This window comes from Psychrobacillus insolitus (assembly GCF_003254155.1).
In the GTDB taxonomy this organism is placed as follows: domain Bacteria; phylum Bacillota; class Bacilli; order Bacillales_A; family Planococcaceae; genus Psychrobacillus; species Psychrobacillus insolitus.
In genome coordinates this window covers 26,315-42,005 of the sequence record NZ_QKZI01000001.1, presented here as the reverse complement: position 1 = coordinate 42,005, position 15,691 = coordinate 26,315, and the positions used below count along the sequence as shown (strand labels likewise).

Genomic DNA, 15,691 nt, shown 5'->3' with positions numbered 1-15,691 from the left:
AAATGGTTAAACGAGAAAGACAATATATGAGCTACGTGACTGCGTCACGTAGCTCATATATTGTCTTCGGTCATCCTATTACGATTGTTTGTCCGTTCCTCCGCTAAAACATCAAAGAAAATAGGGCAATTGCTTTTGGGAATAAAAGAAGAGATTCTTTTCTACGTAATAAAATGCGCCTGAAGATACAATTTCAGGCGCCATCCTCTTTTCTACAATATAATTTTTGCTTATTTTTAAGAAAGTGCTACTTGTCTACATGATGAGATACTAGAAAAAATAGACCCGCTATTTTGAAGTGGCTCTAAAATAGAGAAGAAGTTTTAAGTCTTTCTTCTCTTTTATATTTTTGCTAGTGCTTGTTGTAAGTCATGAATAATATCATTCGCGTTCTCTAAGCCTACGGAAAGTCTTAGTAATCCATCTGAAATACCCATTTCAAGTCTTTCTTTTTCTGGCACACCAGAGTGAGTCATTGTTGAGGGATGCTGGATTAGTGTTTCAGCATCTCCCAAACTCACAGCAATTTTGATCAATTTTAATTCATTTAATAGCTTCTGTGCATTTTGCAATCCACCTTTAACCGTAAATGAAATAAGACCTCCTCCAGCACTCATCTGCTTTTTGGCAATTTCATATTGTGGATTCTCTTTATCAAACGGATAATATATATGCTCAATTATGGAAGAGGATTTTAAAAAGATTAATATCTGTTCTGCATTTTTTGAATGACGATCCATTCGAATATGCATCGTTTTTATTCCGCGAATAATGAGCCATGCATCAAAAGGAGAAATTATACCGCCATAATCCTTCTGCATCGTTTTCCGAATTTGATTTACCTCATCTTTATTTTTGCCAACAAGTAATCCCGCAATAACATCCCCATGCCCATTAATATACTTGGTTGCACTATGAACGACAAAGTCCACGCCCAGATCTAAAGGTGTCTGTAAATATGGAGATGAAAAAGTATTATCAACTACAACTTTGATGCCATGCTTTTTCGCTACTCTAACGACTAATTCAATATCCACTATTTCCATTGTCGGATTAATTGGAGTTTCAATATAAATACAAACTGTATTTGGTTTTATACTAGCTTCAATTTCTTCTTCTGTAGTTAGTTTTTTCAAGTCATGCTCTATCGCATATTTTTCCTTTAAGATAGTTAATAACCCAAATGTGCAGCCATATATTCCTCTTGTACAAAGGATATGATCTCCCGATTTAGTTAAGTGAACTAATATTGCGCTTACTGCAGCCATTCCAGAACCAAATGCAAGTGCACCGCCGCCGTGCTCAAGTACTGCAATTTGTTCTTCTAATACTGCTACAGTCGGATTTCCTAATCGTGAATAAATCCCGCCCTCTTCTTCTCCTGCAAATCGCCTTGCTCCCTGCTCCGCAGATTCAAATGTGAAAGTAGAAGTTTGATACAAAGGTACCGCTAAGCTATCTTTATGATCTACAGATTGATAGCTGCTATGAACACACATCGTTTCTTTTTGATAATCACCCTTATTCATATATTTGCCCCCTTTTATTGTAAACGCTTACATTTAGTTTATTCGTTCTAGAATAAAAAGAAAAGGCACTTCCTTATTAACTAGGAAATACCTCAAACACTTGTAATTGATTTTTACCATTATTTTTTGAACTATATAAAGCAGTATCTGCATAATGAAACAACTTTTTAAAATCTATGGTACATTTTTCACCCCACTCACACAATCCAACAGAGACAGTCACACTTGGATTCGTTTCCTTCGGTATAGAGTCAATTAATTCTTTTGCAAGATCTATCCCAATCAACTTTGTAGTATTAGGCAAATATAGGGCCATCTCTTCCCCACCCCATCTTGCTCCGATACCAATACCATCAACCATTCTCGTAATAATAGACGATATCTTTTTTAAAATCTCATCTCCAATTTGATGGCCATACGTATCATTTACATTTTTAAAATTATCAATATCTAATAATATAAAAACGCCACTTTGATCTTTCTCCATAGAATTTCCGACGTACTTATCCAAATATTTACGTGCAAATAAATTAGTTAAATGATCTCGATTGACCATTTCTTGTAACTTATTTCGCAAAGTCGAATTACTTATAGCAAGCGATGAATGCTGTATTAAAGACTGCATCAATTTAAAACTATCAAACGAAAAGAAATATGGCTCTTTATGTAACACAATGCTAAAACCAACTATTTCATTTTGCTCTTTCAATGGAATAGCAATCATAGAGCGATATTCTTTTTTTAATTCACTTAAGCGATTGAGATCTGCCATAAACAACGTGTCCTTCATTCTCTCAAAATAATTAGCCACATATTTAATGTAAACTTGGCCTTCATCAGTATGGAAAAACTCTGTACTTGCAGGTGCAATTTCATATTCATTCTTTATCTTCATAACAAAGCAAGTTTGTTCTGGTTGAAATGATTTTATCAGTTGATTTTTCAAAAATACTAACATATCGTCTAAACTTAAGTTGGAATTCAATTTATGAGAAGTTTCGTTAATCAATTGTAAATCGGTTACTAGACGATGAGATTGAATATATAATTTTGCATTTTCTAATGCATTTCCTGTCGCTGAAGTTAGTAATAAAGAGAATTCCTTCTGTCTAGCAGAAAATAAATAATCAATTGGTGCAGCAACTTGAACAATTCCATATATTCCTTGTTTCCCTTTAATCGGGATATTAAATAATTGAATATTCAAGTCTTTATCTATATCTATTGTAAATTCTCCAGAAACGTAAGCTTCGACTGTAGTCTGTCTTTCAGATGTATAATCGAATAACTTAAATGGAACAGAGGGTTTGCGATCTTGATCATTTGCTAAGATTAAGATTGTTTCAAAATCTGGCAACTCTTTTTGCATGGCTTCTAACGTGCCTTCGAGAATATGGTTTAAATCGAGCGATGAATTAAACATCTCCGTAACTTTAAATAAATTCCGATATTGTTTTTCCTGTTGAGTAAGAATAATCGATTTATTAATCGTTTGGATTAATTTACTCATCACGGAGTAAATTACAGATACATCATCAGTCTGAGAGAACTCCTTCCTTTTATCGGAAGATTCCATCTTTAACATACCTAAAGGTAAACCATCAGAATCTCTAAAAAGCAAAAAGACTTCACCATTTGCAAAATCGTTTTCTTGCAAATGAGGAATAACCGCATAATCTTTTTCATAAAAATAAGGCTCAATGTCCAACCATTTAATTGGTTTTTGTTTTTGCAAATTTGACTCATTCCACTCTGTTTTTAAAAATAGATTCGTATCAAAAACAAAATATGTAATTAAATCAACCTCAAAAAAGTCTGATAAAACAATCGACAATTCGTCAAACCACTTTCCACTAGAGTCAAACGTAAATATATTATCATTTAAAATTTCCAAAATTTCACTTTTGAAAATTATCATCTTTCTTTCGTGTATCATCGTTACACCTCTCAACTTTCTAACAGGACCCTCGTTACTTTTATCACAAATATTATATATATGTATATTTCACTATACTTCTAAGAGACTGTCAATCTTTTACTACTTAAAAGTAAAATGCAATATAGATGTAATCTACAAAGAATTTCAATAGAGAACTTTTCGTTTTCATTGACTTTCTATGGAAATAAAGTTACAATGGGATTTGTGTAAAATAAATGCAGCAGTTGTATGGATTAGATTGTTTATTTTGTTCCTCTATTTTTAATAATAGATGGTGTATCCCGTAACCCTTGGCTGCTAGGGCGATGCTACATGAAAACAAAATGTCTACTAGTCTGAATACATCTGGTCTTATTTTACAACAAAATAAAACCAATAAGAGGAGGAGACTTATATGTCTCGTTATACAGGTCCAGCATGGAAATTATCACGTCGTCTAGGTATTTCACTAAGCGGTACTGGTAAAGAATTAGAAAAACGCCCTTACGCACCAGGACAACACGGTCCTAACCAACGTAAAAAATTAACTGAATACGGTCTTCAATTACAAGAAAAACAAAAACTTCGTCACACTTATGGTGTTAACGAACGTCAATTCCGTAATTTATTCGATAAAGCTGGAAAATTACCTGGTAAATCTGGTGAAAACTTCATGATTCTTCTTGAAACTCGCCTTGATAATATTGTTTACCGTTTAGGTCTTGCTCGCACTCGTCGTGGAGCTCGTCAGTTAGTAAACCATGGCCATGTTATGGTTGATGGAAAACGCGTTGATATTCCTTCATACAGCCTAAAAGCTGGTCAAGTAATCTCACTTCGTGAAAAATCTCAAAACTTAGATGTTGTAAATGAATCAATGGAAGTTAATAACTTCGTTCCTGAATACTTAACTTTTGATACAGACAACAAAGTTGGTACTTTCGTACGCGTTCCAGAACGTAGCGAATTATCTGCTGAAATTAACGAAGCTCTAATTGTAGAATACTACTCTCGTTAATTGAATAAAAAAAACCCTAGAAGTTGAATTTTTCAATCTTCTAGGGATTTTTTTATTTTCTATTCATTTCATTAATTAATTGTAGTACTCTTTCTCTTGCATCATCTGTTACTTCATTCAAAATTTTAAAGTCATAACCCGACTTTTCTTTATTAATATTAACTTCTAGTAAATCTCCTTCTTTTGCATCTATTGTAAACTTGTCTTTTAATATGACCAATTTGTTTGCTTTATTGTTTTTTTCAAAAAACACAACAAAAAAGTCATCAAAATGATCTAATACATATTTAGTTGAATCCATGCTAACAACCCCTCGAACAAAATAATTATTTAAAAATTAATACTAGAATTTAATTCAAACCCCGTACTTAATATTCTTTACTATTATACACTTAATTTTCATATAGTTTTAGTAAATTTTATATTTTTTATTATTTAACTGACTAAATTTTCTGGGAACTGTAAAAAATAAGGAATAAGTAGGACTAATTGGAGTGTATACAATGAATTTAATATGAAAAAGAAATATGCTAGTTATAAACAAAAGGGGAAGAATTTAGTCGGCTATAATTTATTTATTTGTCACGGGACTGTCCAGAAAGTCAGGAAACCTGATTTTTTGCGGCAGTCTTGTTTTAGTTTTTCAAGTCTTGTTTTATATATATATTTGAGACTTGTATTTCCTATATTTCCTTACTGATTTTCGTTCCGAGCGGCGACTCCAGTGGGATTAGCGTGACAGGTGAGACCCCACAGGAGCGCGGTTTTCGCGACGAGGAGGCTCACCGCACGCCCCACGGAAAGCGCCCGCTCGGAACGAAAATCAGCGCGGATCAGGATTTTCTTATTTCACCAACGTCATATATTGTACAAACGAAATAGCTTAAGAAAGTGACATAGTCGCTTTCTTAAGCTATTGTTTTCCTTTTAAGTTAAAGTGAATCGCTTACATACTGCATTCCATTTGGATGAAATTATTATACTCTCTTATAGAAACTTAATCATTTTATAATTTTTCTTACCACGACGAATGATCATAAACTCGTCTTCTAAGCGATCAGCTTCCCCTACTTCATACGCTACGTCTGTCACTTTTTCACCATTTATCGAAATAGCACCATTTGTCACATCTTCACGAGCTTGTCTTTTAGATGCCGATATCCCAGATTCAACAATAAAATCAACAATATTTTTTGTTTCTTTTGTCATCTCTACTGATGGAACATCTTTAAAGGCATCTTTCATTTCTCCTGCAGTTAACTCTTTCAAATTCCCACTAAATAACGCTTGCGAAATTCGAACTGCTTGTTCCAAAGCATCTTGACCATGAATAAGACGCGTCATTTCTTCTCCAAGTGCAATTTGTGCTTTTCTCAAATGTGGTTCATTTTCTACTGATACTTGGAAATCTTCAATTACAACACGGTCTAAGAATGTGAAGATTTTCATGTATTTAATCACATCGGCATCTGCTGTATTAATCCAGAATTGGTAGAACTCGTAAGGAGATGTCTTTTTCGCATCTAACCATACAGCACCAGTAGATGATTTACCAAACTTGGTTCCATCTGCTTTCGTTACTAATGGAATAGTTATCCCGAATGCTTTTGTTTCTTCCTCATGCGTTTTTCGAATCATTTCAAGACCCGTTGTAATATTTCCCCACTGATCAGAGCCACCTATTTGTATACGGCAATTATAGTGATTAAATAAGTGATTGAAATCGATTCCTTGAATCAGGGTGTATGTAAATTCAGTAAAGGATAGACCGGAATCTAAACGAGAATTTATAGAGTCCTTTCCTAACATATAATTTATGTTAATCAATTTACCAAAATCTCTTAAAAATTCAATTACATTCATAGCACCAATCCACTCACTATTATTCACCATTTGTGCGCCATTTTCAGATTGGAAATCAAATATTTGTTCCATTTGCTTTTTAATACCTAATACATTTTTATCAATTTGTTCTGTTGTTTGAAGTTGGCGCTCCTCTGATCTACCAGATGGATCCCCTATCATTCCTGTTGCTCCACCTACTAATAATATTGGACGATGACCATGAAGTTGGAAACGTCTTAATGTTAATAGTGGCACGATATGCCCGATATGCATGCTGTCCGCTGTTGGATCAACACCACAGTATAAAGAAATTTTCTCATCTGTTATTAATTTCTCTATTCCCTCTGCATCCGTTTGTTGATATAAAAGCCCTCTCCAAGCTAAATCTTCTAATAATGAATTTGTCATATGAATTCCTCCTTAATAATAAAAGCGCAAGAGCAAAGCTTGTCGAGACAAATACGAACAAGAAATCTTTGTACTTTCTTATCCGTAAAAAAAAATCCCTACATGAAATAAATCATGCAGGGACGCTTTGTCAATTAGCGCGGTACCACCCAGCTTGAAGGAAAAACCCTTCCGCTTCAGTCACAATATCGCTGTGAAAACGTTTAACTCCAAGCCTGTAATTCGCTCACTGAGCACTGACTAACTTTCACCAACCGCTAGCTCTCTAAACAGTAGACTCAATAACTACTTCGGACTCTTCTTTGTTAAAATATATATTCATTTTACCCAATATAAAACGTATGTCAATAACTATCGTACTCTGATAATCGATTATGGTATAATAACAGTTGATTTGGAGGTCGAATTATATATGAAGAAATGGTTGGAAAAAATCCAATTGTATAAAGAAAAATTTAAAGCTTGGCAAACTACTAAATGGGCTGAAAAACTACGTATATCATCTAGTGTTCTATGGAATTTATCATTAATATTCATAGTATTAGGCCTCACTTCGGGAATATTTGCAGCTTCTGTTGGTGCAGGATATTTCGCTGCTCTAGTAAAAGACGAGCCTCTTCGAAAACAAGAAGAAATGAGATCTGCCATATTTAACTATGAGGAAACTTCAGAAGTTTACTTTAGTGGAGATGTATACATTGGAAAGCTAAGAACCGACTTAGAACGAACAGAAACAAAATTAGACTCTGTTTCGCCTTATGTACTGAATGCAGTTTTTGCAACGGAAGATGAATATTTTAAAGTACATGATGGGATTGTTCCAAAAGCAATATTTCGTGGATTACTTCAAGATATATCTAACTCCGATAGTCAAACTGGCGGATCTACCCTTACTCAACAGTTAATAAAAAATCAAATATTAACAAACGAAGTATCTTATGAACGTAAAGCAAAAGAAATTCTTTTAGCGATGCGACTAGAGCACTTTATGAATAAGGAAGAGATATTAGAAGCCTACTTAAATATTATTCCATATGGTCGGAATGCTAATGGTCGGAATATCGCAGGAATTGAAACTGCAGCTGAAGGAATATTTAATATAACCGCAAATGAATTGACCTTGCCACAAGCAGCATATATTGCCGGGATTCCACAAGCTCCTTTTTCCTACACACCGTTCAAACAAGGTGGAGGAATTAAAGAAATTGAAGGATTACAACCAGGAATCGATCGGATGAAAACTGTTTTATTCCGCATGAAAGAAACTGGCTATATTACAGATGCAGAATATAACACTTCCATCAATTACGATATTACACAAGATTTTAGAGAGAAAGAACAAATGCCAGAAGAAAAATATCCCTGGCTTACTCATGAAATTGAAAATAGAGCGAAAGACATATTACGTGAACAGTTTGCAGTAAAAGATGGAATTGATCCAGAACGATTAGAAATTGAAGAAGAACTTTTTAATAAGTATGACATCTTAGCAGCACGTGCTGTCAGTACAGGCGGCTATCGAATTCATACTACCATTGATAAAGGAATGTACGAAGGCATGCTAAAAGTTGAAGAAGAATTTAAAAATTATGGGTTAACTCTAAGCAAAAATGTTACCGACCCCGAAACTGGGCAGACAATCGAACAAGATTATCCAGTTCAAGCAGCTAGTATGCTTATTGAAAATAAAACCGGAAAGATCTTATCCTTCTTAGGTGGACGTGATTTTGAATTAGAACAATTAAATCATGCTACTCAAGCTAAAAGACCAATTGGTTCTACAATAAAACCACTAGTTGTATATGCACCAGCAATTGAATACGGTGTAATAGGTGCGGGTAGCCCTGTTGTTGATGTCAAATTACAAAATTTACGAGGAACTTCATGGAAGAAATCACCAACGAACTATACTTCAGCTCAGGAAAAAGGGATTATTTCAGCCCGTGAAGCGCTTATGACATCTCAAAACTTAGCTACTGTTCGATTATATGATTTAATCATGGATAAAAAACCAACTGAATTCTTAACTAAAATGGGATTTGAGAATATAGAAGACGGTGAATATGCCCATCACGCATTATCTTTAGGTGGTATGACAAATGGAGCCACTGTAGAAGAAAATACAAATGCATTTGGAACTTTTGCAAACAACGGTCAATTTATAGATGCATACATGATTGACAAAATTATGGATAGCGATGGAAATATTATTTTTGAACATAAAGTGGAACCTGTAGAAGTTTTTAGTCCTGCAACTGCTTATATTATTACAGACATGCTTCGTGATGTAATGTCTAACGGAACAGCAACATTAGCAAAATCAAGGTTAAAATTCCAATCCGACTTTGCTGCAAAAACAGGAACAACTCAAGATCATAATGACTCTTGGTTGGTTGGCTACAATCCAAATGTTTCCCTTGGCGTATGGCTAGGATACGATTATAATGAGTCACTTTACTCTTCAGTAGCCAATAGTCGATATGGGCACCCAAGTGCGCGTATAAATCAATTTTGGTCAACTATGATGAATGCTATGTACGATGTAAATCCTGAAGTTGTGGATGCACCAAATCCATTTAAAGCTCCAGAAGGCGTTGTAACACGTTCTTTCTGCGGTATTTCAGGTCTTGCCTCATCCGCTGCTTGTTCACAAGCAGGACTAGTAAAATCAGACTTATTTAATGCGGCAGCAATGCTTCCATCCAAAGCAGACGATAGTTTAACCTCTTCCTCTTATGTTGTTATAAACGGCAATAGATACAGAGCTTTAGATTCTACTCCAAGTGAGTTTATTATAAGAGGTGGAGTAGGGGTTAACCAAGAATTCATCAACCGAATGCTTGGTCGATTTGGAGGAAACGCAAGTAAACTATTACCTAAAAACTCTGCATTTTCTGGAAATGTAGTGTCCGAGGATACTTTTAATGCTGACGGTAATTCTCCTGCTCCCGTAACTGCATCGGTATCTGGAAATACACTTTCATGGTCTAATTCGAGTTCGAATGACGTAGTTGGTTATTTCATCTATAAAGGAGGGACTAGAATTGGATCTAAATCCGGAGCTTCTAGTAATAGTTATTCCATCAGTAGTCCTGGTCAATATACGGTAGTCGCAGTAGATATTACCGGTAGACAATCCGGAGCTTCAAATGCTGCTGCCATTAAGGCAGAAAAGCCAGTTGAACCGGTTACTACGCCTAAACCTATTGAGACTGTAACACCTTCTGTAGAAGAAGAACCGGCTCCTCCTGCAAAAGCGGAACCAACAGCACCACCTGTCGCTCCTCCAGTAGAAGTAGAGCCAACTCCTTCTACCGAAGCAGTACCAACAGCTCCACCTGCTCCGTAAAGTACAAGTTAAAGCCGTAGCACCTGTTTTTCAGGTGCTACGGCTTTTTAAGGTTGTACAAACTACATAAAAAAGACTGGCGCAAAAAATCAGGTTTCCTGACTTTCTGGACAGTCCCGCGACAAATAAATTAATTATAGCCGACTAAAATTCTTCCACAACGTCATTTGACAAAGAACCCTTTTTTATTACTAACATTTAGTCTTCCATCGTCGATAGATCACCCGGAGGCAACTTTAACTCCCAAGCTTTTAATACACGACGCATTATTTTACCACTGCGCGTTTTTGGAAGCTTTTCTTTAAATTCAATTTCCCTTGGAGCAGCATGTGCCGATAATCCTTTTTTAATAAATTGTTGAATTTCAACTTTTAGTTCATCTGAAGGTGCATACCCTTCATTCAACGCTATAAACGCCTTAATAATTTCTCCACGAATTGGATCAGGTTTACCTATTACCCCAGCTTCTAAAATAGCCGGATGCTCAAGTAATTTACTTTCTACCTCGAATGGTCCAACTCGCTCCCCACTCGTCATAATAACGTCATCTACACGACCTTGGAACCAAAAGTACCCGTCTTCATCCATAGAAGCCGAATCTCCTGAAAAGTACCAATCGTCATTCATAAAGCTCGCCTCATACTTTTCCTTATTATTCCAAATTTGACGCATCATAGATGGCCAACCCTTTTTAATCACTAAGTTCCCCATTGTATAAGGTGCTACAACATTCCCTTGATTGTCGATAATAGCTGCAGTTATTCCAGGAAGTGGTTTTCCCATAGAACCTGGTTTAATAGGCATACATCCATAATTACAAATCATCTGAGCACCAGTTTCAGTCATCCACCAAGTGTCATGAATTCGTTTGTTGAATACTTGCATTCCCCATTTAATAACTTCTGGATTTAGTGGTTCCCCTACGGATAATACATGACGAAGCGAAGATAAATCATGCTGATTTACAATTGAATCTCCCGCTCCCATTAACATTCTATATGCAGTTGGTGCACTATACCAAACACTTACTTTATATTCCTCAATTGCACTATACCAAGCATCTGGTGAAAATCTCCCTCCTAAAACTAGGGAAGTTGCTCCGGCCAACAATGGGCCAAATATCCCGTACGATGTACCTGTAACCCATCCAGGATCCGCCGTACACCAGTAGATGTCCTCATCTCGAATATCCATTACCCATTTCATCGATTGATAATGTTGTACCATTGCATAATGGACATGAAGAATTCCTTTTGGTTTACCAGTAGAACCGGAAGTATAGTGTAAAATTAGCCCGTCTTCTTTATCCACCCATTCGATATCAAAAGAAGTAGATGCGCTTTCTAGTGCCTTTTTAAAATCAATATATTTATCCGTTTCTTCAACGCTATCTCCAACTAAAAATACAGTTTCTAAGTTAGGTAATTTATCTATTGGTATTCTATTAAGTAATTCTGGTGTCGTGACAATCGCTTTTGCTTCACTATCTAGAAGACGATCGTAAACTGCTCCCTCCATAAATGCTTCAAAAAGAGGACCTACAATTACCCCCATTTTCACGGCTCCTAGTAATCCGAAATATAATTCAGGTGATTTAGGCATAAATATGAATAGACGGTCTCCTTTTAAAAGGTTAGAATATTGCTTGAATACATTAGCCGCTTTGTTACTTTGGTTTTTCATATCCGTGTAACTATACGATTCTTTTCGAACTGCATCTTGATAGAATAAAGCTACTTTATCCTTTCTATCCGTTTCAACATGCCTATCAATTGCTTCATATGCCATGTTAACCTTTCCAGTTTCAAACCAAGAAAAATTCTTTTCAGCATCTTTCCATTGAAACGTTTTTGCTGTTTCAGCATAATCCTTTAGCATATAATCCCCTTGAATAACTTCTAATGTTTCAACTTTCATCCCAATCACCCCTTCATAAACAATACTCTTATATTCTACCATTATTTTTTGGTAACCCCTCCAATATTTCGATTTTTTTGAATGTTCCATTTTATATATTTTTTGAGTATTGTATTTCCTCACAAATAATGATGTATAATATTTTTAATAAATGATTTATTTTAAAGGCGGTGAAGTTATGATACATAGGAAAGAATACAATTCGGTGGATTTAGAAACGAAGTATGGCACCGTGATCATCGAAGGTCCAGTACCTTCTGAAGTAATTGCTAATTTAGCATTTCATGAAGATTTAATTGCTTTCCGCGCTCCAAAGCAACAGCATAAGGCGATTACAGAAATTGCGGATTTACCTGAAGGAAGAATAATAATTGTACGAGATGATCAGACGATTGTTGGCTATAGTACAATTCTGTATCCGGATCCAATGGAAAGATGGTCTGAAGGTAAAATGAAAAATTTAATCGAACTCGGTGCTATTGAAGTTATTCCAAAGTTTCGTGGAACAGGAGCAGGAAAGTCTTTACTCAGAGTTTCTATGATGGATGATGCAATGAATGATTATATTATCATTACAACGGAATATTATTGGCACTGGGATTTAAAAGGAACTGGTTTGAATGTTTGGGAATATCGCAAAATGATGGAAAAAATGATGCAGGCTGGTGGTCTCGAATATTATGCTACTGACGATCCTGAGATTAGCTCTCATCCTGCAAATTGTCTGATGGCCAAAATCGGATCTAGAGTAGATGCTAAATCAATTCAACAATTTGATCAGCTACGTTTTATGAATCGATTTATGTATTAATTTTTCATAAAGGAGCCCATATAAATGATAATAGAATCAATTATGAATACGTCCGTTCCAACATTAACACCTACTAATTCGATTAAAGATGCTCTGCAATTATTAAAAGAAAAAAGAATTCGCCATATTCCGATTGTGAATTCCGAACAAGAAGTGTTAGGAGTAGTCACAGACCGCGATTTAAAAGAAGCCACTCCTTCCTCTCTAGCAAGTATAGAAAATCTTGAAGTATTAGATCTACCATTAGAACAAATTATGACTAAAAATCCAATGACAGGTCATCCGCTAGATTTCGTTGAAGAAGCAGCTAGTATTTTTTATGATAACCGAATTGGGTGTCTTCCAATTGTTAGTCAAGGAAAACTAGTTGGCATGATAACGGAATCAGATTTACTCTATAAATTCATCGAATTAACTGGCGTACATCAACCTGGCTCTCATATAGAAATTCGTGTTCCAAATAGAACTGGAATATTATATGAAGTGGCAAAAGTTTTTTATGAGCAAAATATAAATGTTCTAAGCGTACTCGTTTATCCAGATAAAGTAGATAGTAATTCTAAAATATTAGTACTTCGCGTAGAAACGATAAATCCTCTAAAGTTAATAGAAGCTATTAGAGCAGCTGGATTTGAAGTTCTATGGCCAAGTCTTCCAGGAACCCGCCTATGAAAAAGAACGCTGTATTTGTTTTTTCAGAAAATCAGCTGGGTTATAAATTTTCTGATACTCATCCTTTTAATCAGAAACGCCTAAGCTTGACTGTAGATTTGTTAAAAGAAATGAAGGCGCTTTCTTTATCGGATATTGTGGAACCAAGAATTGCCACAGATGAAGAACTAAGCTTAGTACATGATTCTAGTTATATTGAAATAGTCAAAAAGGCAAGTATAGATTCAGGTGATTCTAGTATTTATGAACCTTACGGAATTGGAACCGAAGACACCCCTACTTTCCCAAACATGCATGAAGCAAGTGCTAGTCTTGTAGGTGGAACTTTAACTGCAGTTGATTATGTAATGGAGGGTAAAGCCACACACGCGATTAATCTCGGTGGTGGTCTTCATCATGGATTTAGAGGACGGGCTTCCGGATTCTGTATTTATAATGATAGCTCCGTTGCGATTAAATACATGCAAGAAAAATATAATGCACGCGTACTTTATATTGATACAGACGCTCACCATGGGGATGGTGTTCAGTGGAGCTTTTATGATGATCCAAATGTATGCACAATTTCTATTCATGAAACTGGAAGATATTTATTCCCAGGGACTGGTAATATAACAGAGAGAGGAACGGGCGAAGGATTTGGTACATCTTTTAACTTTCCAGTTGATGCATTTACTGAGGATGAATCTTTTTTAGAAATCTATCGAACTGCTTTTAGAGAAATAGTCGAACATTTTAAACCAGATGTCATTTTAAGTCAAAATGGTGCAGATGCTCATTATTTTGATCCTTTAACTCATCTTTATGGCACGATGAACATTTACAAAGAAATACCGAAACTTGCACATGAGCTGGCACATGAGTTCTGTGATGGAAAGTGGATTGCAGTTGGTGGAGGTGGATATGACATTTGGAGGGTAGTTCCACGCGCTTGGTCATTACTCTGGATGGAAATGAATGATTTCAAAACTCCAGAAGGCAGATTACCAAAAGCATGGCTCGATCGATGGTCAAAAGAGTCACCTGTTCCATTTATTCCGACATGGATGGATCCAAATCCGTTATATGAAACAATACCCAGAAAATTGGAAATAACCGAAAAGAACAAACAAATGCTAGATAAAGCTTTATATATGATAAGAAATCACCAGTAACCTTTGGCTACTGGTGATTTCTTATTTTACTGAGTCTCTTTCCTCAATTCGATAAGGTAAATTAACATTTTCTTCTTCTATCTTTTCGTTATTCATGAACTTTGTTAGTAATCGCATAGCGACAGCACCGATATCATATAATGGTAAGACAATACTAGTAAGTTGCGGGCGAACCATTCGAGCAAGTTTTGAATTTTCAAATCCAATTACTTCCAAATCCTCCGGTACTTTAAAACCATTATCTTGAGCTCCATGAATAATGCCTATTGAAAGTTCATCATTTCCACCGAAATATGCTGTTGGTGGATCATCTAGTTTATGAAGCACATTCCAGGCTTCTATACCATCATCATACTTATTGTCTACGCCGTATACTAAAGCAATGTCAAATTTGATACCAGCTCCCTCTAGAGCGCGCTCATATCCCTTTAACTTTTGTTGTTGAATAACTGGAGCAGCTAATGAACCTGACACGAACGCTATACGTTTATGACCGTTTTGAAGCAAACGTTCTACAGCCTCTTTAGCAGCTTCTTCATATTTAATATTAACGGAAGGAATAGTATGTGAGTTATCAATGCTACCAGCTAATACAATAGGCACATCAGTTCTGTCTATTTCATGCTTGATTTCCTTCGTTACTTGGTCACTCATCATGACAATACCATCTACTTGTTTACTTAATAATGTTGAAAGTAACTGCACTTCTTTATTTTCTTGTTGGTCAGAATTCGTTAAAATAATATTATACCGATACATTGTTGCTATATCCTCTATACCACGTGCAAGTTCTGCGTAGAACACATTCGAGATATCCGGAATAATAACGCCAACTGTTTTTGTTTTTTTACTTGCTAGCCCTCTTGCTACTGCATTCGGCCTGTAATCTAATCGTTCTATTACCGCTAAAACCTTTTGACGAGTTGCAGGTTTAACATTTTGGTTACCATTTACAACTCGTGAAACGGTTGCCATCGATACATTTGCTTCTCTAGCAACGTCATAAATCGTAATAGTCAATGGAAATTCCCCCTTCACTTTTATGTATATTTACCCTATAAATAAATAAT

At 35.6% G+C, this 15,691-nt stretch carries 11 protein-coding genes and 1 other annotated feature; of the genes, 5 read left to right on the top strand and 6 right to left on the bottom strand.

What is annotated here, in order from left to right; translation table 11 throughout:
* Positions 1–341 precede the first annotated feature (341 nt).
* Together megL and C7437_RS00180 are read right to left on the bottom strand one after the other, a co-directional pair.
* Positions 342–1,529 (bottom strand): methionine gamma-lyase, encoded by a 1,188-nt coding sequence (megL, locus tag C7437_RS00185; RefSeq protein ID WP_111437638.1) that lies wholly within the window; start codon positions 1,527–1,529, stop codon positions 342–344.
* Positions 1,530–1,605: 76 nt separating this feature from the next.
* Complete coding sequence (locus C7437_RS00180; RefSeq protein WP_111437637.1) at positions 1,606–3,465, bottom strand: sensor domain-containing diguanylate cyclase; 1,860 nt, start codon at positions 3,463–3,465, stop codon at positions 1,606–1,608.
* A 397-nt stretch (positions 3,466–3,862) separates the two neighbouring features.
* Between C7437_RS00180 and rpsD the strand changes: the two genes are divergently transcribed.
* Positions 3,863–4,465: a 30S ribosomal protein S4 gene (gene rpsD, locus C7437_RS00175; protein ID WP_111437636.1), complete on the top strand. Its 603-nt coding sequence runs from the start codon at positions 3,863–3,865 to the stop codon at positions 4,463–4,465.
* A 52-nt stretch (positions 4,466–4,517) separates the two neighbouring features.
* Here the strand turns inward: rpsD and C7437_RS00170 are convergent, their stop codons facing one another.
* Entirely contained in the window at positions 4,518–4,766 is a 249-nt protein-coding gene (locus C7437_RS00170; RefSeq protein ID WP_111437635.1) for a DUF3006 family protein, read from the bottom strand.
* A 686-nt stretch (positions 4,767–5,452) separates the two neighbouring features.
* Positions 5,453–6,718: a tyrosine--tRNA ligase gene (tyrS, locus tag C7437_RS00165; RefSeq protein WP_111437634.1), complete on the bottom strand. Its 1,266-nt coding sequence runs from the start codon at positions 6,716–6,718 to the stop codon at positions 5,453–5,455.
* 115 nt (positions 6,719–6,833) lie between these two features.
* Positions 6,834–7,030, bottom strand: a binding site (T-box leader).
* A 100-nt stretch (positions 7,031–7,130) separates the two neighbouring features.
* Between tyrS and C7437_RS00160 the strand changes: the two genes are divergently transcribed.
* A complete protein-coding gene (locus tag C7437_RS00160; protein ID WP_111437633.1) occupies positions 7,131–10,067 on the top strand; it encodes a transglycosylase domain-containing protein in 2,937 nt (978 codons plus the stop codon).
* A 198-nt stretch (positions 10,068–10,265) separates the two neighbouring features.
* Here C7437_RS00160 and acsA read toward each other — a convergent pair whose 3' ends face one another.
* On the bottom strand, positions 10,266–11,984 hold the full coding sequence (acsA, locus tag C7437_RS00155; RefSeq protein ID WP_111438941.1) for an acetate--CoA ligase: 1,719 nt from the start codon (positions 11,982–11,984) through the stop codon (positions 10,266–10,268).
* Positions 11,985–12,162: 178 nt separating this feature from the next.
* On the opposite strand from acsA, the gene C7437_RS00150 reads away from it, so the two are divergent.
* From C7437_RS00150 to C7437_RS00140, 3 genes are read left to right on the top strand one after another with little or no spacing between them, the layout of a single operon-like run.
* A complete protein-coding gene (locus C7437_RS00150; RefSeq protein WP_111437632.1) occupies positions 12,163–12,795 on the top strand; it encodes a GNAT family N-acetyltransferase in 633 nt (210 codons plus the stop codon).
* A gap of 24 nt (positions 12,796–12,819) precedes the next feature.
* Complete coding sequence (locus C7437_RS00145) at positions 12,820–13,467, top strand: acetoin utilization AcuB family protein (protein ID WP_111437631.1); 648 nt, start codon at positions 12,820–12,822, stop codon at positions 13,465–13,467.
* Positions 13,464–14,621: an acetoin utilization protein AcuC gene (locus tag C7437_RS00140; RefSeq protein ID WP_425450544.1), complete on the top strand. Its 1,158-nt coding sequence runs from the start codon at positions 13,464–13,466 to the stop codon at positions 14,619–14,621. Before C7437_RS00145 ends, C7437_RS00140 begins: the two co-directional genes overlap by 4 nt.
* 21 nt (positions 14,622–14,642) lie before the next feature.
* Here C7437_RS00140 and ccpA read toward each other — a convergent pair whose 3' ends face one another.
* Positions 14,643–15,641, bottom strand: coding sequence for a catabolite control protein A (ccpA, locus tag C7437_RS00135; protein ID WP_111437629.1), 999 nt, complete (start codon positions 15,639–15,641; stop codon positions 14,643–14,645).
* Positions 15,642–15,691: the final 50 nt, after the last annotated feature.